Origin of the sequence: Pseudomonas sp. 25 R 14, assembly GCF_900004755.1 — a bacterium.
In the GTDB taxonomy this organism is placed as follows: domain Bacteria; phylum Pseudomonadota; class Gammaproteobacteria; order Pseudomonadales; family Pseudomonadaceae; genus Aquipseudomonas; species Aquipseudomonas brenneri.
On the sequence record NZ_CVTS01000036.1, the window covers coordinates 113,555 to 132,806 of the forward strand.

19 protein-coding genes and 1 pseudogene are annotated in these 19,252 nt (G+C 61.6%); 7 read left to right on the forward strand and 13 right to left on the reverse strand.

The window, feature by feature from the left end; all coding sequences use genetic code 11:
• Together BFQ03_RS09760 and BFQ03_RS09765 are read right to left on the reverse strand one after the other, a co-directional pair.
• Positions 1-861: a MurR/RpiR family transcriptional regulator gene (locus BFQ03_RS09760; RefSeq protein WP_032862836.1), complete on the reverse strand. Its 861-nt coding sequence runs from the start codon at positions 859-861 to the stop codon at positions 1-3.
• A 12-nt stretch (positions 862-873) separates the two neighbouring features.
• Positions 874-2,277 carry a GntT/GntP/DsdX family permease gene (locus BFQ03_RS09765; RefSeq protein WP_065942960.1) on the reverse strand — a complete coding sequence of 468 codons (1,404 nt, stop codon included), beginning with the start codon at positions 2,275-2,277 and terminating at the stop codon, positions 874-876.
• Between the two features lie 194 nt (positions 2,278-2,471).
• Between BFQ03_RS09765 and BFQ03_RS09770 the strand changes: the two genes are divergently transcribed.
• Positions 2,472-2,849, forward strand: coding sequence for a lysozyme inhibitor LprI family protein (locus BFQ03_RS09770; RefSeq protein WP_065942961.1), 378 nt, complete (start codon positions 2,472-2,474; stop codon positions 2,847-2,849).
• A gap of 111 nt (positions 2,850-2,960) precedes the next feature.
• Here the strand turns inward: BFQ03_RS09770 and BFQ03_RS09775 are convergent, their stop codons facing one another.
• From BFQ03_RS09775 to BFQ03_RS09790, 4 genes are all read right to left on the reverse strand, one after another.
• Positions 2,961-4,406 carry a SulP family inorganic anion transporter gene (locus tag BFQ03_RS09775; protein WP_032862831.1) on the reverse strand — a complete coding sequence of 482 codons (1,446 nt, stop codon included), beginning with the start codon at positions 4,404-4,406 and terminating at the stop codon, positions 2,961-2,963.
• Between the two features lie 62 nt (positions 4,407-4,468).
• Positions 4,469-5,365 (reverse strand): LysR family transcriptional regulator, encoded by an 897-nt coding sequence (locus BFQ03_RS09780; RefSeq protein WP_065942962.1) that lies wholly within the window; start codon positions 5,363-5,365, stop codon positions 4,469-4,471.
• A gap of 41 nt (positions 5,366-5,406) precedes the next feature.
• Entirely contained in the window at positions 5,407-5,997 is a 591-nt protein-coding gene (locus tag BFQ03_RS09785; RefSeq protein ID WP_065942963.1) for an NADPH:quinone oxidoreductase MdaB, read from the reverse strand.
• A 124-nt stretch (positions 5,998-6,121) separates the two neighbouring features.
• On the reverse strand, positions 6,122-6,886 hold the full coding sequence (locus tag BFQ03_RS09790; protein WP_065942964.1) for a sulfite exporter TauE/SafE family protein: 765 nt from the start codon (positions 6,884-6,886) through the stop codon (positions 6,122-6,124).
• A 101-nt stretch (positions 6,887-6,987) separates the two neighbouring features.
• On the opposite strand from BFQ03_RS09790, the gene BFQ03_RS09795 reads away from it, so the two are divergent.
• Positions 6,988-7,917 (forward strand): LysR substrate-binding domain-containing protein, encoded by a 930-nt coding sequence (locus BFQ03_RS09795; RefSeq protein ID WP_065942965.1) that lies wholly within the window; start codon positions 6,988-6,990, stop codon positions 7,915-7,917.
• On the opposite strand, the gene BFQ03_RS09800 is transcribed toward BFQ03_RS09795, so the two are convergent.
• Both BFQ03_RS09800 and kynU read right to left on the reverse strand, forming a co-directional pair.
• Positions 7,914-9,344, reverse strand: coding sequence for an amino acid permease (locus tag BFQ03_RS09800; protein ID WP_032862826.1), 1,431 nt, complete (start codon positions 9,342-9,344; stop codon positions 7,914-7,916). The two genes, BFQ03_RS09795 and BFQ03_RS09800, sit on opposite strands and share 4 nt — an antisense overlap.
• A 151-nt stretch (positions 9,345-9,495) precedes the next feature.
• Positions 9,496-10,746 carry a kynureninase gene (gene kynU / locus BFQ03_RS09805; RefSeq protein ID WP_065942966.1) on the reverse strand — a complete coding sequence of 417 codons (1,251 nt, stop codon included), beginning with the start codon at positions 10,744-10,746 and terminating at the stop codon, positions 9,496-9,498.
• Between the two features lie 143 nt (positions 10,747-10,889).
• On the opposite strand from kynU, the gene BFQ03_RS09810 reads away from it, so the two are divergent.
• The gene (locus BFQ03_RS09810; RefSeq protein WP_017531067.1) at positions 10,890-11,363 is read left to right on the forward strand and encodes an Lrp/AsnC family transcriptional regulator; all 474 of its coding nucleotides are present in this window, start codon (positions 10,890-10,892) and stop codon (positions 11,361-11,363) included.
• Positions 11,364-11,400: 37 nt separating this feature from the next.
• Here BFQ03_RS09810 and catA read toward each other — a convergent pair whose 3' ends face one another.
• Genes catA through BFQ03_RS09825 form a run of 3 tightly spaced genes read right to left on the reverse strand, consistent with a single transcriptional unit; the run spans position 11,401 to position 13,804 of the window.
• Positions 11,401-12,330, reverse strand: coding sequence for a catechol 1,2-dioxygenase (gene catA / locus BFQ03_RS09815; protein ID WP_032862822.1), 930 nt, complete (start codon positions 12,328-12,330; stop codon positions 11,401-11,403).
• 42 nt (positions 12,331-12,372) lie between these two features.
• Positions 12,373-12,663, reverse strand: a complete 291-nt coding sequence (catC, locus tag BFQ03_RS09820; protein ID WP_032862821.1) for a muconolactone Delta-isomerase — start codon at positions 12,661-12,663, stop codon at positions 12,373-12,375.
• Between the two features lie 13 nt (positions 12,664-12,676).
• The gene (locus tag BFQ03_RS09825; RefSeq protein WP_065942967.1) at positions 12,677-13,804 is read right to left on the reverse strand and encodes a muconate cycloisomerase family protein; all 1,128 of its coding nucleotides are present in this window, start codon (positions 13,802-13,804) and stop codon (positions 12,677-12,679) included.
• 114 nt (positions 13,805-13,918) lie between these two features.
• Here BFQ03_RS09825 and BFQ03_RS09830 point away from each other — a divergent pair, with 114 nt between their 5' ends.
• The gene (locus tag BFQ03_RS09830; protein WP_065942968.1) at positions 13,919-14,794 is read left to right on the forward strand and encodes a LysR family transcriptional regulator; all 876 of its coding nucleotides are present in this window, start codon (positions 13,919-13,921) and stop codon (positions 14,792-14,794) included.
• A 43-nt stretch (positions 14,795-14,837) separates the two neighbouring features.
• Here BFQ03_RS09830 and BFQ03_RS09835 read toward each other — a convergent pair whose 3' ends face one another.
• Positions 14,838-15,839 (reverse strand): AraC family transcriptional regulator, encoded by a 1,002-nt coding sequence (locus BFQ03_RS09835; protein WP_065942969.1) that lies wholly within the window; start codon positions 15,837-15,839, stop codon positions 14,838-14,840.
• 310 nt (positions 15,840-16,149) lie between these two features.
• Here BFQ03_RS09835 and antA point away from each other — a divergent pair, with 310 nt between their 5' ends.
• Both antA and antB read left to right on the forward strand, forming a co-directional pair.
• Positions 16,150-17,541, forward strand: a complete 1,392-nt coding sequence (antA, locus tag BFQ03_RS09840; protein ID WP_065942970.1) for an anthranilate 1,2-dioxygenase large subunit — start codon at positions 16,150-16,152, stop codon at positions 17,539-17,541.
• The gene (antB, locus tag BFQ03_RS09845; protein ID WP_065942971.1) at positions 17,541-18,032 is read left to right on the forward strand and encodes an anthranilate 1,2-dioxygenase small subunit; all 492 of its coding nucleotides are present in this window, start codon (positions 17,541-17,543) and stop codon (positions 18,030-18,032) included. Before antA ends, antB begins: the two co-directional genes overlap by 1 nt.
• An 11-nt stretch (positions 18,033-18,043) precedes the next feature.
• Here antB and BFQ03_RS31070 read toward each other — a convergent pair.
• Positions 18,044-18,163: pseudogene (locus BFQ03_RS31070) on the reverse strand (outer membrane lipoprotein carrier protein LolA); the annotation flags it as partial.
• Positions 18,164-18,175: 12 nt separating this feature from the next.
• Between BFQ03_RS31070 and antC the strand changes: the two are divergent.
• On the forward strand, positions 18,176-19,183 hold the full coding sequence (antC, locus tag BFQ03_RS09850) for an anthranilate 1,2-dioxygenase electron transfer component AntC (RefSeq protein ID WP_065942972.1): 1,008 nt from the start codon (positions 18,176-18,178) through the stop codon (positions 19,181-19,183).
• The last annotated feature ends 69 nt before the right edge of the window (positions 19,184-19,252 follow it).

Below are 19,252 nucleotides of genomic sequence, written 5' to 3' on the forward strand. Positions count from 1 at the left end.
TCAATCTCCAAGCGGCAGGCTGTCAGGGCCGCCGCGATAGTCGTCCAGGGCCAGCTTGATCCGGCGCAGGCGTTCCTGGTTGTCGTCCGGCAAGGCCAGAGCCAGTTCGGTAGCGAGTACATCAATGGCCAGCAGCATGCCGTAACGCGCCGCCGTGGGTTTGTAGATAAAACTGGTTTCGGCCGGTTGCAGTGGCAGCAGCACGTCGGCCAATTGCGCCAGCGGTGAATCGGCCAGGGTGATGGCGACAATCCGAGCACCGTAGTTGCGGGCCAGTTCCACCACGCCCAGCAACTCGGGCGTGCGGCCAGTCAGGGAGCAGACGATCAGCGCATGCTCCGGTCCCAATGTCGCGGCGGTGACGCGCATCATCACTGGGTCATGGCAGGCCGCAATCGGATAACCCAAACGCACCAGGCGCACCTGCAACTCGTCGCTGCACAGGCTCGACGGGCCGCCCATGCCGAACGCGTGGGTCATCCGCGCCTTGCCCAATAGGTTCACCGCATCGACAAAAGCGGCCTGGTTGAAGCCCGACAGGTGCTGGCGCAAGGTCGCTTCGATATCACCGAGGATCTGGCGATGAAACGCCGATTGCTCGGGCAACCCCGCCGGATCGAGAAAACGGCTGCCTACGCCGCTGGCCTGGGCCAGTTGCAGGCGCAGGTCACGCAAGTCACGGCAACCGACGCTGCGGGCAAAGCGCGACAAGGTCGCGGTGCTGACCTCGGCGCGCTGGGACAACTCTTCCAGGCTGGCGGATGCGGCGAAGCCCACGTCGTCAAGCATCAGCCGGGCGATACGCCCTTCACCGGCGCTGAAGGAATCCTGGCGGGCGCGGATCTGGTAGAGGATGTCCATGGGGTCTCCGGGTTACAAGATGCAGGACAGACCATAGGTCAGACCGAAGGCGACCAGCGAAATCAAAGTCTCCAGCACGGTCCAGGTCTTGAAGGTCTGGATCACCGTCATATTGAAGTATTCCTTGATCAGCCAGAAGCCGCCGTCGTTGACGTGGGAAAAGATCACCGAGCCAGCACCGGTCGCCAGCACCAGCAATTCCGGGTGTGGATAACCCAGGCCCAGGGCCACGGGTGCGACAACGCCCGAAGCGGTGGTCATGGCCACAGTGGCCGAGCCGGTGGCAATGCGCATCAGCGCGGCGAACAACCAGCCCATCACCAGCGGCGACAGGTTGAAGGCATTGGCCATGCCGAGGATTTCGTGGGTCACGCCGGCGTCCACCAGGATCCGGTTCAAGCCACCGCCCGCGCCCACCAGCAAGGTGATGCTGGCGGTCGGTGCCAGGCATTCGTTGGTGAACTTGAGGATCGACTCGCGGTTAAAGCCCTGGGCCAGGCCCAGGGTCCAGAAGCTGAGCAGGGTCGCCACCAGCAAGGCGATCACCGAGTTGCCGATAAACAACAGGAACTGGTTGAAGCCAGTGCCCGGCGTGGAGATCAGGTTGGCCCAACCGCCGATCATCATCAGCACCACTGGCAACAGGATCGTGCCCATGGTCAGGCCAAAACTTGGCAGACGGGTGCGTGGTTCGCGCTCGATGAACTGGCGCTCCAGCGGGTTCTCGGCAGGCAAGTGAATGCGCGGCACGATGAACTTGGCGTACACCGGGCCGGCGATGATCGCGGTAGGGATGCCGATCAAAATCGCATACAGCACGGTCTGCCCGACGGAGGCGTTGTACGCCAGCACCGCCATCATCGCCGCCGGGTGTGGTGGTACCAGGGCATGTACCACTGACAGGCCGGCAACCATCGGCAGGCCGACCATCAGGATCGACACACCCACGCGCCGGGCCACGGTAAAGGCAATCGGCACCAGCAATACAAAACCGACCTCGAAAAACAACGGCAGCCCCACCAGGAAGGCAATGCACACCATGGCCCAATGGGCATTACGCTCGCCGAAGCGGTCGATCAGGGTACGTGCCACCTGCTCGGCACCACCGGACTCGGCCATCATCTTGCCGAGCATCGTGCCCAGGGCCACCACCAGCGCAATATGCCCCAGGGTCTTGCCGACACCCGCTTCATAGGAGCCCATGATCGTATCCGCCGGCATCCCGGCCAGCAGCGCCAGGCCAATGGACACCAAGGTGATAACGATAAACGGATTGAGCCGATAACGTGCAATCAGCACGATCAATGCAATGATGGCGATGGCAGCGTATGCCAACAGCCAGATGCCCGGTGATGCGGCCATGCGGTACTCCTCGGAAAGGGTCACGTCGAATTGGTTGTGAAACTCATAAATCATTACCGAGGAATATTTTCAAATTTTATGAAAGTAATTTTCGCGAACGGATAAGCGCTGTCGCTTTGGGACATGCCCGCAGAGCAAAGATGAAAATCGGGGGATAGTTCTTACATGCAGGCTGTAGTGGGTACGGGAAACTCGACTGCCGCTTTCCGGTCATAGATTGCGCATCGAATCCCCTCAGGAAATCCACCATGAACCGCACAACCCTCGCCGCCAGCGCGCTATTGCTGGCCTTGTCCGGCACCGCAGCGGCCAGCAGCCCGGCGCTGCAAAAGTGTCTGGACAACGCCAGCAACACCGGCGCGATAGTCGGCTGCAACGCCCAGGAAACCAAGATCCAGGACAAGCGCCTGAACAGCGCCTACAAGACCGCGCTGCAGGCCCAGCAAGGCCCGCGCAAGCAACAGTTGCAGGCTGTGCAGCGCCTGTGGATCAAATACCGCGATGCCAATTGCGCCTTCGCCGGCTCCGCGACCGGCGGTAGCATCGATCAGGTCAACGGCTCCGGCTGTGTGCTGGACATGACCCAGACCCGCGCCGAAGAACTGGAAAATCTCGTCGGGCCTTGATCCCTGTGGGAGCGGGCTTGCCCGCGAAAAACCTGAGATCGCCGCGTGTATCCAGAAAGCCCGCGTTATCGTTGACGCTTTTCGCGAGCGAGCTCGCTCCTACAGGGGGGATCAGTCGTGCTGCACCCGCGCGCGCTTGAGCAATTTCTTGCAGCGCTCGGACAAGTGCAGCACCCGCAGGTGCTTGCCAGCCTTGCTGTAGCGCTCGCGCAAGGTCATCAACGCCGCGATGGCGGAGTAGTCGACAAAGCTCAGGTGCCGGCAATCGAGTGTCACCTGCTGCGGGTCGTTGGCCGGGTCGAACTGGTTGAGGAACGGCGTGGTCGAGGCAAAGAACAAGGTGCCGTGCAGCCGGTAGAGCTTGCTGCCATCAGCCTCCAGGTGTTCATCGGCATACAGCTCGCGGGCCTGTTGCCAGGCAAAATTGAGCGCGGCAATCACAATCCCGCACAGCACTGCGGTGGCCAGGTCGGTGAATACTGTAATCACCGTCACCGCAATGATCACCAGCACATCATTGAGCGGCACTTTGTTGATGACCCGCAGCGACGCCCAGGCAAAGGTCTGCTGGGACACCACGAACATCACCCCTACCAGCGCCGCCAGGGGAATGCGCTCGATCAGCGGCGACAGAAACAGGATAAACAGCAGGATCATCACCCCGGCAAACACCCCGGAAAAACGCCCGCGCCCGCCCGAGCTGAGGTTGATCACCGTCTGCCCGATCATCGCGCAGCCGCCCATGCCGCCAAACACCCCGCTGACCATATTCGCCGCGCCCAGGGCCACGCTTTCACGGTCGGGGTAGCCGCGGGTCTCGGTGATTTCATCGGTGAGGTTCAGGGTCAGCAGGGTTTCCAGCAACCCCACCATCGCCATCAAAAACGCGTAAGGCGCAATGATGCCGAGGGTTTCCAGGGTCCAGGGAATCTGCGGCAGCGCGAAGGTCGGCAGGCCACCGGCGATATGGGCCATGTCGCCCAGGGTGCGGGTGGGCAAGCCCAGCAGGTACACCGCAAGCCCCACGCCGAGAATCGCCACCAGCGCCGGCGGTACCGCGCGGGTCAGGCGCGGCAGCAGGTAGACGATGGCCATGGTGGCCGCCACCAGCCCCGTCATCACATACAGCGGCGTGCCGCTGAGCCAGGCCTCACCACTCTTGAAATGCTCCAGTTGCGCCAGGGCAATGATGATCGCCAGGCCGTTGACGAAACCGAGCATCACCGGGTGCGGCACCATGCGCACCAGTTTGCCCAGGCGCAGCAGGCCGAAGGCAATCATGATCAGGCCGCCCAGCAACACCGTCGCCAGCAAGTACTCCACCCCGTGTTGCACCACCAGCGCGACGATCACCACCGCCATCGACCCCGCCGCCCCCGAGACCATCCCCGGCCGACCGCCGAACAACGCGGTCAAGGTACAGATGATGAAGGCGCCGTAGAGCCCCATCAGCGGGTTGAGGTGGGCCACCAGAGCAAAGGCGATGCATTCGGGCAGCAAGGCAAAAGACGTGGTCAGTCCGGCCAGGGCGTCGGCGCGCAGACGAGAGAGCTTCATGGGTATACCGGGGAGTGGCGGGGAGTGAGGCCGGGAATGGTACGCAAATGCGCAAAGCGCAGCTAGTCGGCGTAGCGCGCCAACTTCTCCTGGATAAAGTCCAAGAAGCACTGGATACGCAGGGCCAGTTGCGAGTTGCGGTAGTACACCGCATTGATCGGCTGGCGATAACCGCTGTTGAACGGGGCGAGTACCGTCTGCAAGCGGCCGGCGTTGATGTCTTCGATGGTCATGAAATGCGACAGGCAGGCGATCCCCTGCCCTTCCAGCGCCAACTGGCGCAGGGTTTCACCGCTGGACGCGGCAATCCCCGGTTCGATCTGCCAGCGATCACCCTGCACATGGCGCAGCGGCCAGTGGTTGAGGGTTTCGGTCTGGGTGAAGCCCAGCAACGTGTGGTTCGCCAACTCGGCCACCGTGCTCGGCGTACCGTGCTGCGCAAGGTACGCGGGGCTGGCGAGGATATGCAGCGGGCTGCAGCCCAGGGAGCGGGCGTGCAGGGTCGAATCCGCCAGGGTGCCGATGCGGATCGCAATATCGGTGCTCTGCTCCAGCAGGTCGATGATCAGGTCGTTGCTGTTGAGCTCCAGCTGGATATCCGGGTACAGGCGGCGGAACTCAGCGACGTACGGCACGATGGCATGCAGCATGAACGGCGATGCGGCGTTGATCCGCAAGCGCCCGGAGGGGGTTTGGTGTCGCGATGACAGACGCTCTTCCAACTCCTCCATCTGCGCCAGGATCAGCTTGGCCTGCTCGAAGAAGTACTTGCCCTCTTCGGTCAGGTCCATGCGTCGTGTAGTGCGGTTGATCAGGGTGGTGTCGAGCTTGGCTTCAAGCCGCGACAAGGTACGGCTGACCGCCGAAGGCGTCTGCCCGACCTGTTCGGCAGCGGCGGAAATCGACCCGCATTCAATCACGCAGACAAAGATCTGTAGCTCATCGGATCGGGCTTTCAACGTGAATCCTCGTGAATACGGCTGCGTGGATACTAGCCGTATTACAGCGCCAGGTTAAACACCTGGGCCAGATGCTGCTCGTAGCGCAGCACATCGGCTTCGATGGATGGGCGTTTCATCACGTCCACACAGAGGAACGTCGGCAGGCCACTCATGCCGAGAAACTGGTTGGCCTTGTGGAACGGGAAGTACACCGCATCCACACCCTTGGCTTCGAAGAAATCGCTCGGATCGTCGAAGGCCGCCTGCGGCGCGTTCCAGGTCAGCGACAACATGTATTGCTTGCCCTGGATCAGGCCGCCGCTGCCGTATTTCTGCGACGCATCGGAACGGGTGCGGCCATCGCTGGCGTACAGGCTGCCGTGGCCTTCGGTGAACACCTCGTCGATGTACTTCTTGACGATCCACGGTGCGCCCATCCACCAGCCGGGCATCTGGTAGATGATCACGTCGGCCCAGAGGAACTTGGCGACTTCTTCAGCGACGTCATAGCCGGCGTCGATATGGGTGACTTTCACGTCGATACCACCACGGTCCAGCACGGCCAGGGCGGCGTCGTGCAGGGTGTTGTTGTAGCGACCGTCAGAGTGGGCGAATTTTTTACCACCGTTGAGCAACAGAACTTTTTTCATGGGGGGTTAACCTGAAGGCTGAAAATGTATGAGCGCAGGCTACCGGCAACCCCTCGGGTGAATAAGCCGTGGATCGGCAAAACGCTTTTGACTTAAACGCACGAATAGCCATTTGATTATTGCTTCAACCACGCATCAACAGATGCCCACCCAAGGCCGCCATGCCGATGAAGAACACGCGCTTGAACAGCACGGCACTGATGCGCTGGCGCAGCTTTTGCCCCAGCCACATGCCCAGCAGCGCCGGCACCAGCGCCAACAGCGAGGCATTGAGTTCGCCAGCACCGAGGTTACCGCGCCAGAGCAGCCCGGCCGCCAGGGCCAGGGTGGAGACGGTGAAGGACAGGCCCAGCGCCTGCACCAGTTGGTCACGGCTCAAGCCCAGTGCTTGCAGGTAGGGCACGGCCGGGATCACGAAGACGCCGGTGGCCGAGGTGATGATCCCTGTCAGCAGGCCACACACCGGGCCCAGCCAACGCTCGGCGGCCGCAGGCACGCTGAACGCCGGTAGAAACAAACCGCACAGGGCATACACCAGCAATGCCCCGCCCAATGCCCGCACCACCCATGCACCACCGTCCATGCCCAACCACAGCGAACCGAGCCCGGTGCCGAGGAAAATCAGCAGGAGCATGGGCCACAGGCGTTTGCTCAATGCGCCCAAGTGCCCACCGAAGGCCAGTTGCCAGAGATTGCTGATGGTCGAGGGAATGATCAGCAGGGCCGCAGCCTGCGCCGGCAACATAGCCAGACCGAGCAGGCCCATGGCGACGGTGGGCAGGCCCAGGCCGATCACACCCTTGACGGTGCCGGCCAGCAGGAAGGTGCCGATCACCAGCAACGTCAAGGCTGGGCCGAGGTTTTGGTAGAACGCGAGGAAGGTCGTCATGGGGGGATTGTGCGGGGTTGGCGTGGGGTTGGAAATTCGCCATATACTGAGGCAGCCTCTTGTTTTGTGTGAGGCTGAGAACGCTATCGGAATTTCCAGCCATGCACTTTGACCTGATCGACCTGCGCCTCTACCTGCACATCCTCGACACCGGCAATATCACCGCCGGCGCCGCCCGCAGCCATTTGTCCCTGGCCGCCGCCAGTGCGCGCATCCGGGCGATGGAAGCCTCGGCAGGCGTCGCATTCCTGGAACGCGGCCGGCGCGGCGTGACCCCGACCGCCGCTGGCAACGCCCTGGCCCGTCATGCCCGGCTGTTGTTGCAACAGGACGAGCGCCTGCAACAAGAGCTGGCCGAATACGCCAACGGCGTCAAAGGCCAGGTGCGCCTGCTGTGCAACACCACAGCCCTCAGTGAATACCTGCCGGAGTTGTTGGCGGATTTTCTCTGCACCCATCCCAACCTCGATATCGACCTGCAGGAACTGCCCAGCCTGCGCATCACCCACGCCTTGCGCCAGGGCGCAGCAGACCTGGGGATCATTTCCGATGCGGTGGACACCCACGGCTTGCAGACCCGGCCGTTTCGCGATGACCCGCTGGTGCTGATCATGCCCACAGGTCATCCGCTGGCGGCGGGCCCGGTGAGTTTTATCGACAGTTTGCTCCACGACTATGTGGGATTGGCCGCCAACAGCGCGTTGGCGGTGTACCTGGAAGAACAGGCGCTGCACTCAGGTTTTCGCTTGCAGACACGGGTGCGCGCCGACGGATTTGACGGGGTGATGCGCATGGTCGCCCGTGGCGCAGGGCTGGGGATTGTGCCGCAGGCGGCGTTGCAGCGCTGGCCCCACGCCCAGCAATTGCAGGCCCAACCCCTGACGGAGGATTGGGCCTGTCGCAAATTGCTGCTGTGCGCACGGTCGTTCGAGCAGTTGCCGGGTTATGCCACTGCCCTGCTGAACGCACTCACGGTAGGAGCGGGCTTGCCCGCGAAGGTCGTCAACGATAACGCGGGCTTGCAGGTTTAACGTGGCGCGCTCGGGTTTTTCGCGAGCACGCTCGCGCCTACAGGAGTTGGGCGGCGCTTGCGAAAGAACACGTAATACACCGTCGACAGGATCAACAGGAACGGCACACCAAACACCAGGGTCATCTTGAACGCCTCGGTGAAGAACGTGGTGATCATCACCGCCCCCATCAGCACCAGCCCCAGCAGTGTGCTGTAGGGGAACAGCCGCAGTTGGAACGACAACTTCGGCCCGCCGTGACGCTTGCGGTAGCGGCGGAAGAACAGGTGCGTGAGGAAGATCATGAACCAGGTGAAGATCGCGCCAAACATCGAGATGGCCATCATCAGGGTGAAGGAGCTTTCCGGGTACACCACATTGAGCAGGGTCGCCAGGGCGATGCCCGAGCTGGACAGCAGCAGGGCATTGAGCGGGATCCCGCTTTTGCTCAGGGCGCCCATGGATTTTGGTGCAAAACCGGCGCGGGACAGGCTGAACATCATGCGCGTGGTGATGTAGAGCTGACTGTTCATCGCCGACAACGCGGCAATCAGGATCACAAAGTTCATCACCCCGGTGGCGCCGGGAATGCCGATGGTCTGCATCACCGTGACAAACGGGCTCTGGCTCTGCCCGGCCTGGTTCCACGGCACGATGGCCAGCATCAGCGCCAGGGTCAGCAGGTAGAACACCACCAGCCGCACAATCGTGGCGCGGAAGGCTTTTTTCACCGCCTGTTCCGGGTCGGCGGCTTCACCCGCCGCCACCGCGATCATCTCCACGCTCAAGTAGCTGAAGATCGACACGATCACGGCAATCCACATACCGCTCAGGCCATTGGGGAAAAACCCGCCATGGGCCGTGTAGTTCTGCACCCCGTAATCCGGGTTTCCGGAGCCGAACACCACATACACCGCGAGGATGATGAAGCCGACGATGGCGCTGATCTTGATCGTCGAGAACCAGTACTCGAAGTTACCGAACGTCTTCACGCTGATGGCGTTGAGCACGATCAGCACGCTGGAGAACGAGACGATCCACACCCATTCCGGCACGTTGGCGAACCAGTACTTCATGTACATCGCCACCGCCGTGACTTCGGCACCCACCGCCAGCACAATCGCCGCCCAGTAGGCATAGCGCACCAGGAACCCGGCCAATGGGCTGACATAGAACTCGGCGTAGGCGCCAAAGGAGCCAGAGGTGGAATGAGCCACCGTCATCTCCGCCAGGCAGCCCATCAACAACAAGGTAATCAACGCGCCGATGGCGTAGCTGACCAGCACGCTGGGCCCGGCATAACCGATGGCGTAGGCGCTGCCCATGAACAACCCGGTGCCGATGGCGCCACCGATGGCGATCATGCTCATCTGCCCGGAAGTGAGCTGGCGCCGCAGGCCCAGTTCGCGATTGGTGATTGCTGCAAAGCCGTTGTCTGGCGTGGTCACGTGGCGTGCCCCTTTATTATTGTGATGGTTACTGCTGACCAAGCACCTGTGGGAGCTGGCTTGCCTGCGATGAAATCGCCTCGGTATCACTGACATACCGAGGTGCCTGCATCGCTGGCAAGCCAGCTCCTACATGGGTTTTGTGGTGTTCTTAGGTGACGCTGTGGCGCACTTTGAATTGCGGTTGGTCCCAGGTGTTGCCGTCGAGGATTTCGCCAAGGATTTGCACCGCATCCCACACCTCGGTGAAGCTGGTGTACAGCGGGGTAAAGCCAAAACGCATGATCTTCGGCTCGCGGTAATCACCAATCACGCCACGGGCAATCAGGGCCTGGACGATGGCGTAGCCTTGCGGGTGTTCAAAGCTGACATGACTGCCACGCTTGGCATGGTCGAGCGGGGTAATCAGGGTCAATTCATGGGCGGCGCAGCGGCTTTGCACCAGCTCGATGAACAGGTCGGTCAGCGCCAGGGATTTGCGGCGTAGGCTGGCCATGTCGGTCTGGGCGAAGATATCCAGGCCGCACTCGACCATCGCCAGCGAGGTGATCGGCTGGGTGCCGCACAGGTAGCGGGTGATGCCCTTGCCCGCCACGTAGTTGGACTCCATGGCAAACTGGCGGCTATGGCCGAACCAGCCCGACAGCGGCTGTGTCACCAACTCCACCAGCGCCGGGTTGACCCAGACAAACGCCTGGGAGCCCGGGCCGCCGTTGAGGTATTTGTAGGTGCAGCCAATGGCGTAGTCGGCTCCGGCCTGGTGCAGGTCGATCGGCACTGCGCCCGCCGAATGCGCCAGGTCCCAGATTGCCAGCGCGCCGCATTCATGGCTCAGGGCGGTCAGCGCCTGCATGTCATGCATGTAGCCGGTCTTGTAGTTGACGTGGGTGATCATCACCACCGCCGTGTCCTGGTCGATGGCTTGCGGCAGTTCCTCGGGGCTGTTCACCAGGCGCAGGGAGTAGCCCTGTTGCAACAGCGCCGCCAAGCCTTCGGCGATGTATAGGTCGGTGGGGAAGTTGCTCGCCTCACTGACAATCACTTTGCGCTGCGGCTGGCGTTGACGCTGCACGGTCAAGGCGGCGCTGAGCACCTTGAACAGGTTGATCGAGGTGGTATCGGTAATCACCACTTCAGCCTCGCCCGCGCCAATCAGCGGCGCCAGGCGATTGCCCAGGCGCTGGGACAGGTCGGCCCAGCCGGCACTGTTCCAGCTGCGGATCAAACCATTGCCCCACTCCTCGGCGATCACCACTTGCGCCCGCTCCAGCGCCGCCACCGGACGCGCCCCAAGGGAGTTGCCGTCAAGGTAGATCACGCCTTCCGGCAGGGCGAATTGATCGCGCAATGGCGCCAGCGGGTCCTGGGCGTCGAGGGTCTGGCAATGGTTTCGGCTGGTCATGGAAAGTCCTGTTTTTATAGGTGACGATGGACCAAATAATGAACGAAGATTTGCAGAATTTTCGTGCAAAGTGCGCTACAACTGGCTTAATAAGCTGTAGGAAATTCGAATTTAACCTCCAAATACGCGGATTAATTCTAAGCATGATTCTCGACGCCACCGACCTGCGCCTCCTGCATTTCCTGCAACAGGATGGCCGTATCAGCAACCAGGAACTGGCGGAGAAAGTCGCCCTGTCGCCATCCGCCTGCCTGCGCCGTTTGCGCCTGCTGGAGAGTGAGGGGGTGATCAGCGGTTATCGCGCGGTGCTCAATGCCGAGCAGTTGGGCATCGAGCTGGAGGCCATCGTCCACCTGTCGCTACGCCAGGATGTGGAGGATTGGCACGAGACGTTTATCAAGAAGGTCCAGGGCTGGCCGGAGGTGGCCAGCGCCTATGTGATCACCGGCGCCAGCAACTATGTGCTGCGGGTGCAGGCGCGCAACCTCAAGCACTTCTCCGACTTTATCGTGAACCACCTGAACCGCACGGCGGGGGTGATGGATATTCGGTCGGAGATCGTGCTGCAGAAGATCAAGGATCGGGATGAGGTGCTGGATCTGGTCGTACGCAAATAACCAGCTCCACCGCCGCTCCCACATTTTTTTACTGCATTCAGTCTTCGAGGGCGCGTACGCGTTGCATGCGTTTTTGCTCGACCGATGCCACCGCTGGCTGCAACTCGAAGTCAAAGTCGATCTGCGCAAACTTGCCTTCCACGCCAAATTCGCGCGCCAGCTGTTGATCCTCGCTGAAACGAATCTCGGCAATCAACTCATCCCGCGTGGCATAGGCAAAGTCATCATGTAGGTACGGATCATCCGACAGGTTGATCTGCGTGGTCAGGTGCCGATGCCCCGGTGCCGAGATGAAGAAGTGGATATGCGCCGGCCGCTGGCCGTGACGCCCCAGCTGATCGAGCAACTGCTGGGTCGGGCCGGTCGGTGGGCAGCCGTAGCCGGACGGGACGATGCTGCGAAAGCGGTAGTTGCCCTGGGCATCGGTCTCGATCCGACGACGCAGGTTGAACTCCGATTGCGTCGGGTCGAACCAGGAGTAAGTGCCGCCGGTATTGGCCTGCCACACATCCACAATCGCCCCGGCCAATGGCTTGCCATCGACATCGCGCACCTGCCCGCGCATGAACAGCGGCACGGCCGCATCCAGGCCATCGTCAAGTCGCGCCTCGTACTTGGACAGCGGCGCGCCGGCCACATACAACGGCCCTTCGATGGTGCGCGGGGTACCGCCGGACTTGCCGGCTTCCTCGTCGGCCGCGTCCATCAACATATCCAGGTAATGCTCCAGGCCCAGGCCTGCGGCCAGCAACCCGGCTTCCTGGTTCTTGCCCAGCTCGTTGAGGTAGTTGACCGCCTTCCAGAACTCTTCCGGGGTCACTTCCAAGTCTTCGATGATGTTCACCGTATCGCGCAGGATCCGGTAGATCAGCGCCTTGGCCCGTGGGTTGCCGGCGTCATTGAGGTTGCCGCTGGCTTCTTCGAGGAAGCGTTGGGCGTGGGCAGTCTGGGACAGTCGAATGGACATGGTGCAATCCTCATCTTGTAATTATTAGGTGGCTAGACAGGCTCAGCGATCATCCTCACGGATCGACGACGGATGCCGGCAAAGGGCATTCACTTCGATGGCCATGTAGGGATAGAGCGGCAGTTGCATCAGCAGGTCATGCAGTTCCTGCACGCTGTCGACATCGAACACGCTGTAGTTGGCGTACAGCCCGGCGATACGCCACAGGTGGCGCCATTTACCCTGCGCTTGCAGGCGTTGGGCCAGGGCCTTTTCGTCGGCCTTGAGGGCCGCCGCGCGCTCGGGGTTCATATCGACGGGCAGGTTGACGGTCATTTTTACGTGGAACAACATCGCAGGCGTCCTCTTAATGTTTGTCGCGACGGAAGAACGCCAGGCGCTCCTCATCAATGGCCAGGCCCAAACCCGGGGTGGTCGAGACATGCAGGTGGAAATCGCGATACAGCAGCGGCTCGGTGAGGATGTCCTCGGTGAGCAGCAGCGGCCCGAACAGCTCGGTGTCCCAGGCCAGTTTGTTCAAAGTGAGAAACGCATGGGCCGACGCCAGGGTGCCGACCCCGCCTTCGAGCATGGTGCCGCCATACAGGCCAATACCGGCCGCCTCGGCAATCGCCGCCGTGCGCAATACCGCGCGCGGGCCGCCGTTTTTCGCGATCTTCAGCGCGAACACCGAGGCCGCACCTTCGCGGGCCAGGTTGAAGGCATCTTCGACACACTCGATGGATTCGTCCGCCATGATCGGTGCCGGGCTCGACAGGTTGAGCCGGGCCATGCCGCCACGGTTATTGCGCGAGATCGGCTGCTCGATCAGATCGATACCGTTGTCGCCCAGCACCTTGCAGGCACGCAGGGCCACGGCTTCGTCCCAGGCCTGATTGACATCGACCCGCACGCTGGCGCGCTCGCCCAGGGCCTTTTTGATCGCGATCACGTGGGCCAGGTCCTGGCTGACTTCCCCGGCGCCGATCTTCAACTTGAAGATCCGGTGGCGGCGCAGGTCGAGCATCTTCTCGGCTTCTTCGATGTCTTTTGCGGTGTTGCCGCTGGCCAGGGTCCACGCCACCGGCAAGGCATCGCGCACGCGGCCGCCGAGCAGTTCGCTGACGGGCAGCCCCAGGCGCTTGCCGAGGGCATCGAGCAAGGCGCTTTCGATACCGGACTTGGCAAAGGTGTTGCCACGGATGCTGCGCTCCAGGCGCAACATGGCCGCATTGATGTTGCTGGCGTCCTGGCCAATCAACAGCGGCGCAAAGTGTTGGTCGATATTGGTCTTGATGCTGTCGGGGCTTTCGTTGCCGTAGCTCAAGCCACCGATGGTGGTGGACTCGCCAATCCCTTCGATGCCGTCGGCGCAACGCACGCGAATGATCACCAGGGTCTGGTTCTGCATGGTGTGCATCGCCAGCTTGTGCGGGCGGATGGTGGGGAGATCGACGATGATGGTCTCGATCGACTCGATGGCACAAATCGGCATGGCAATACCCGTTGGGTTCTTTATAGGTCTGGCCTGATTCTGTCGCCCATTGTTGTTGGCTTCCAATATAGAATTGGTCTCGAACAATACCCTCAAGGTATGAGAGGAATCCGTATGGAACTGCGCCACCTGCGTTACTTCCAGGTGTTGGGGGAAACCCTGAACTTCACCCGTGCTGCCGAACGCCTGCACATTGCCCAGCCGCCGTTGAGCCGGCAGATCCAGCAATTGGAGGATGAATTGGGCGTGGTCCTGCTGGAGCGTGGCCGGCCACTGCGGCTGACCGAAGCCGGGCGGTACTTCTATGAACACGCCAATGTGCTGTTGGAGCAACTGGCCAAGACCTGCGATAACACGCGGCGCATTGGCCTGGGGCAGAAGACCTGGCTGGGCATCGGTTTTGCCCCCTCGACCCTGTATGGCGTACTGCCGGAGCTGATTCGCCGCCTGCGCAGCCATGACGCGCTGGAGCTGGAGCTGGGGCTGGCGGAGATGACCACCCTGCAACAGGTCGAAGCGCTCAAGGCCGGGCGTATCGATGTGGGTTTCGGGCGGATTCGCATTGATGACCCGGCCATCGTCCAGCGCGTGCTGGTAGAGGATCGGCTGGTCGCGGTGTTGCCCGCCGGGCACCCGCTGCTGGGCGCGCCGGTAACGCTCGCGCAACTGGCCGCCGAGCCACTGGTGCTCTACCCCGGCAACCCACGCCCCAGTTATGCCGACCATGTGATCGCACTGTTCGACACCCATGGCTTGGCGATCAAGGTGGCGCAATGGACCAATGAATTGCAGACCGCCATCGGCCTGGTCGGCGCGGGCATGGGCGTGACGCTGGTGCCGGCCTCGGTGCAGATGCTGCATCGGGCCGATATCGGCTATACGCCGATTGTCGAGGCCACGGCGACTTCGCCGATCATTCTCAGCCGGCGGATTAATGACCAGTCGCCGGGACTCAGCCATTGCCTGCAATTGCTTGAAGAGCTGATCTGAAATCTCCCAAACACCAGCTCCCACATTTTGATCTGCAGTGTGTTCAGGCACCGCGCATGCGTCGGGCATCGTTGCGCTGCAAGGTCTGGCTGGGGGACTCGTCGAACAGCTTGCGGTACTCGGCGGAAAACCTTCCCAGGTGGGTAAAGCCCCAGCCCAGGGCGATCTCGGAGATGGTGCGGGTGGCCCCGTGTTCAAGAATTTCCTGGCGCACTGCGCTCAGGCGGTACTTTTTCAAATACGCCATGGGCGACAGGGCGAAGTATTTGCGAAACGCATCGAACAGCTTGAACCGCGATACGCCGGTGGCCGCCTCCAGGTCTTCCAGGTGCAGCGCTTCGCGGGCGTTGGCGTGGATGTACTGGCGGGCGCGGATCAGATAGTGGGGCAATTTGACCCCCAGCACGTCGCGCAATTCTTCGGAGTAGTTGTTCGGCTGGGCCAGGATCAGGCCCTTGATCAGCGAGCTTTCCAGGTCACGGGTGAAGGCGGCCTGGTCATACAGTTCGCTGCTGTGTTCCAGCTCCGCGATGAAGTGCCGCGCCATGCGCCACCACGCCGCCGGTGCACCCTGCACCGCATCCATCACCGACTCAAAGCGCAACGGCGCATCAATCGGGCGCTGCAGCAGGCCCTCCAGGGTTTCGCTCATCGCCGCGCGGGTAATCACCACTTGCAGCTTGCGGCAGTCCCCCGAAATCGCCAGCACCTGGTGCTCATTGGGCGAGATGATCACGCCCTGGTCGCGGTTGGAGCTCAGGCGCTGGCCACCCTTGCTCAACTCCTGCTCGCCCACCAGCGGCAGGCTCAGGCTGTAGCTGCTGAAGTGTTCGGCGTCTTCGATATCAATGGTCACGTCGGTGCCGTATTCGATCACCCCCAGCGTAGTGGCGCGGGACTTGAACACGTTGGCACTGTGGTGGAATCGCAGGCGTTCCGGGGTGGTGGTTTCCAGCCGATGGGCCCCGCAGATGCCGGACATCCAGCTGCGGGCGCCTTCAAGGTCGAAACGTTCAATACGGATATCGCGTGTATGGCTACTCATCAGGTTGCACTCACGGCGGTTGTGGCCAGCGCGCTCTGACGGCGCGTCCGGTGGATCAAGGCAAGTTCTGCGCCACGCCAGGCACTTGCCCACTGGGTGGATAGCAAGCGCCGACTATGTGGATAAGAAGCCGGCTTTTGCGACAAATGCCTGGCAAGACAGTAGCGCATTCCCCTGCGTCGTTGCACCCAAGTGGGTACTTGCTCCCCAACTATGCGGCCCATCTTCCCCGACTAAGCGGATAGCTGGCCGCCCTCCTGCCCGCCTCTAATGGACCACCGATTAGCCACCCAACAAAAAGGTGCCTCCCATGAGTGGTGCAAGAAGCGTCGAGCAGTGGAAAACCTTTATCGAAAGCTGCCTGGATTTTCGCCCGGCAGACGAAGTGTTCCGCATCGCCCGTGACATGTTCACCGAGCCCGAACTGTTCGACCTGGAGATGGAACTGATCTTCGAGAAAAACTGGATCTACGCCTGCCACGAAAGCGAATTGGCCAACAACCATGACTTCGTGACCCTGCGCGCCGGGCGCCAGCCGATGATCATCACCCGCGACGGTGAAGGCCAGCTCAATGCCCTGATCAACGCCTGCCAGCATCGCGGCACCACCTTGACCCGCGTCGGCAAGGGCAATCAGTCCACCTTCACCTGCCCGTTCCACGCCTGGTGCTACAAGAGCGATGGTCGCCTGGTGAAGGTCAAGGCGCCGGGGGAATACCCGGAAAGTTTCGACAAGGCCACCCGCGGCCTGAAGAAGGCGCGCATCGAGAGCTACAAGGGCTTTGTGTTTATCAGCCTCGACGTGCAGGGCATCGACAGCCTGCAAGACTTCCTCGGCGACGCCAAAGTGTTCTTCGACATGATGGTCGCGCAGTCGGCCACCGGTGAGCTGGAAGTGCTGCCCGGCAAGTCGGCCTACACCTACGACGGCAACTGGAAGCTGCAGAACGAAAACGGCCTGGACGGCTACCACGTCAGCACCGTGCACTATAACTACGTGGCCACCGTGCAGCATCGCCAGCAGGTCAACACCGAAAACGGCAGCGCCTCCGGCAGCACCCTGGACTACAGCAAGCTCGGCGCCGGCGATGCCAACACCGATGACGGCTGGTTTGCCTTCAACAACGGCCACAGCGTGTTGTTCAGCGACATGCCCAACCCCAGCGTACGCTCGGGCTACGCCACCATCATGCCGCGCCTGGTGCAAGAGCATGGCCAGGCCAAGGCCGAATGGATGATGCACCGCCTGCGCAACCTGAACGTCTACCCGAGCCTGTTCTTCCTCGACCAGATCAGCTCACAACTGCGCATTATCCGCCCGGTGGCGTGGAACAAGACCGAGATCATCAGCCAGTGCCTGGGGGTCAAGCACGAGTCTGACGCCGACCGCGAGAACCGGATCCGCCAGTTTGAAGACTTCTTCAACGTGTCCGGCATGGGCACCCCGGACGACCTGGTGGAGTTTCGCGAAGCCCAGCGCGGTTTCCAGGGCCGCCTGGAACGCTGGAGCGATATCTCCCGGGGCAGCCATCGCTGGGCAACCGGGCCGACGCCCAACAGCGAAGCCATTGGCATTACACCTGCGATGACCGGCACCGAATTCACCCACGAAGGGCTGTACGTCAACCAGCACCGCAACTGGCAGAAATTCCTGCTGGACGGTCTCGACACCCAAGCCCTGAAACTGCACGAGGTGAAATGATGAGCGCGCAATTGCAGTACCAGATCGAGCAGTTTTTCTACCGTAAATCCGAGCTGTGCGACGCCCAGGACTGGGATGCCTATGTGCAACTGTTCGACCCGCAGAGTGAGTTCCACCTGCCGCAATGGGATTCGGAACACGTCTACACCCGCGACCCCAAGCGCGAGATGTCGCTGATCTACTACGCCAACCGTTCGGGCCTGGAAGACCGGGTATTCCGCCTGCGCACCGGCAAGGCGGCTTCCGCAACGCCGATGCCGCGCACCTTGCACCTGATCAATAACGTGCGGATTAGCGAGCTGGCAGACGGCTGCCTGGAGGTGCGGCTGAACTGGCACACGCTGTTTTATCGGTTGGCGATGTCGGAGCAGTTCTATGGCCACGCCACCTATAGCCTCAAGCCCCATGGCGACAGCTGGCTGATCACGCGCAAGCATGCGCTGCTGCTCAACGACACCATCAACTCGGTGCTGGATTTCTACCACCTCTAACAGTCCCCCCCAACTGTAGGAGCGAGCTTGCTCGCGAAAAACCCAAGGGCGCCGCGGGCATTCAGGATGCCCACGCCATCGTTAACGCTTTTCGCGAGCAAGCTCGCTCCTACAGGTATTACCCAATCCATGGAGAACGGTGGATGAATCACAAAGTGGCCTTCAGTTTTGCCGACGGCAAGACCTTGTTCTTCCCGGTGGGCGCCAACGAGATCCTGCTGGATGCGGCGCTGCGCAACGGGATCAAGATCCCCCTCGATTGCCGCGAAGGTGTCTGCGGCACCTGCCAGGGGCGCTGCGAGTCCGGCGACTACAGCCAGGATTATGTCGACGACGAGGCGCTTTCCAGCCGCGACCTGCAACAACGCAAGATGCTCAGTTGCCAGACCCGGGTGCAATCCGACGCGGCGTTTTACTTCGATTTCGATTCAAGCCTGTGCAATGCGCCAGGGCCGGTGCAGCTCAGCGCCAAGGTGTTCGCGGTGCAACAGGTGTCGGCCAGCACCGCGATTTTGTCGCTGCAGCTTGAGCAGGACCTGGATTTTCTGCCAGGCCAGTACGCCCGGCTGTCGATTCCCGGCTCCGATAGTCAGCGCTCGTACTCCTTTGCCAACCGTCCGGGCAACCGTTTGCAGTTTCTGATCCGCCTGCTGCCGGACGGGGTGATGAGCAATTACATCCGCGAACGCTGCCAAGTCGGCGATGAACTGCGACTGGAGGCCCCCCTGGGCGCGTTTTATCTGCGCCACGTGACCCAGCCGCTGGTACTGGTGGCTGGCGGTACCGGGTTGTCGGCGCTGCTGGGGATGCTGGACGAATTGGCCGAGCGCGGCTGCGAGCAACCGGTGCATCTGTACTACGGCGTGCGTGGCGCTGAAGATTTGTGCGCAGCGCAGCGCATCCAGGCCTATGCCGAATCAATCCCGGGATTTCGCTACACCGAAGTGCTCAGCGACCCATCGCCGCAGTGGACCGGCAAACGTGGCTATCTGACCGAGCATTTCGACATGGCCGAATTGCGGGACAGTTCGGCCGATATGTACGTATGCGGCCCCCCTCCAATGGTCGAATCCATCAAGAACTGGCTGCAAGATCAGGCACTTGATGGCGTTCAGCTGTATTACGAAAAGTTTACCGAGAGTAATATCTGACCCCTCAGCAGTGAGGGGCGGGTCTGGCGTGCAGGATCAACCCTGAAAAAAACAAGTAGAAGGGAATGT

Excerpts from the sequence above, each read along its gene's own strand:
- BFQ03_RS09760 (WP_032862836.1), bottom strand. The coding sequence starts at position 861 with ATGGACATCCTCTACCAGATCCGCGCCCGCCAGGATTCCTTCAGCGCC.
- BFQ03_RS09765 (WP_065942960.1), bottom strand. The coding sequence starts at position 2,277 with ATGATTTATGAGTTTCACAACCAATTCGACGTGACCCTTTCCGAGGAG.
- BFQ03_RS09770 (WP_065942961.1), top strand. The coding sequence starts at position 2,472 with ATGAACCGCACAACCCTCGCCGCCAGCGCGCTATTGCTGGCCTTGTCC.
- BFQ03_RS09775 (WP_032862831.1), bottom strand. The coding sequence starts at position 4,406 with ATGAAGCTCTCTCGTCTGCGCGCCGACGCCCTGGCCGGACTGACCACG.
- BFQ03_RS09785 (WP_065942963.1), bottom strand. The coding sequence starts at position 5,997 with ATGAAAAAAGTTCTGTTGCTCAACGGTGGTAAAAAATTCGCCCACTCT.
- BFQ03_RS09790 (WP_065942964.1), bottom strand. The coding sequence starts at position 6,886 with ATGACGACCTTCCTCGCGTTCTACCAAAACCTCGGCCCAGCCTTGACG.
- BFQ03_RS09795 (WP_065942965.1), top strand. The coding sequence starts at position 6,988 with ATGCACTTTGACCTGATCGACCTGCGCCTCTACCTGCACATCCTCGAC.
- kynU (WP_065942966.1), bottom strand. The coding sequence starts at position 10,746 with ATGACCAGCCGAAACCATTGCCAGACCCTCGACGCCCAGGACCCGCTG.
- BFQ03_RS09810 (WP_017531067.1), top strand. The coding sequence starts at position 10,890 with ATGATTCTCGACGCCACCGACCTGCGCCTCCTGCATTTCCTGCAACAG.
- catA (WP_032862822.1), bottom strand. The coding sequence starts at position 12,330 with ATGTCCATTCGACTGTCCCAGACTGCCCACGCCCAACGCTTCCTCGAA.
- catC (WP_032862821.1), bottom strand. The coding sequence starts at position 12,663 with ATGTTGTTCCACGTAAAAATGACCGTCAACCTGCCCGTCGATATGAAC.
- BFQ03_RS09825 (WP_065942967.1), bottom strand. The coding sequence starts at position 13,804 with ATGCCGATTTGTGCCATCGAGTCGATCGAGACCATCATCGTCGATCTC.
- BFQ03_RS09830 (WP_065942968.1), top strand. The coding sequence starts at position 13,919 with ATGGAACTGCGCCACCTGCGTTACTTCCAGGTGTTGGGGGAAACCCTG.
- BFQ03_RS09835 (WP_065942969.1), bottom strand. The coding sequence starts at position 15,839 with ATGAGTAGCCATACACGCGATATCCGTATTGAACGTTTCGACCTTGAA.
- antA (WP_065942970.1), top strand. The coding sequence starts at position 16,150 with ATGAGTGGTGCAAGAAGCGTCGAGCAGTGGAAAACCTTTATCGAAAGC.
- antB (WP_065942971.1), top strand. The coding sequence starts at position 17,541 with ATGAGCGCGCAATTGCAGTACCAGATCGAGCAGTTTTTCTACCGTAAA.
- antC (WP_065942972.1), top strand. The coding sequence starts at position 18,176 with ATGAATCACAAAGTGGCCTTCAGTTTTGCCGACGGCAAGACCTTGTTC.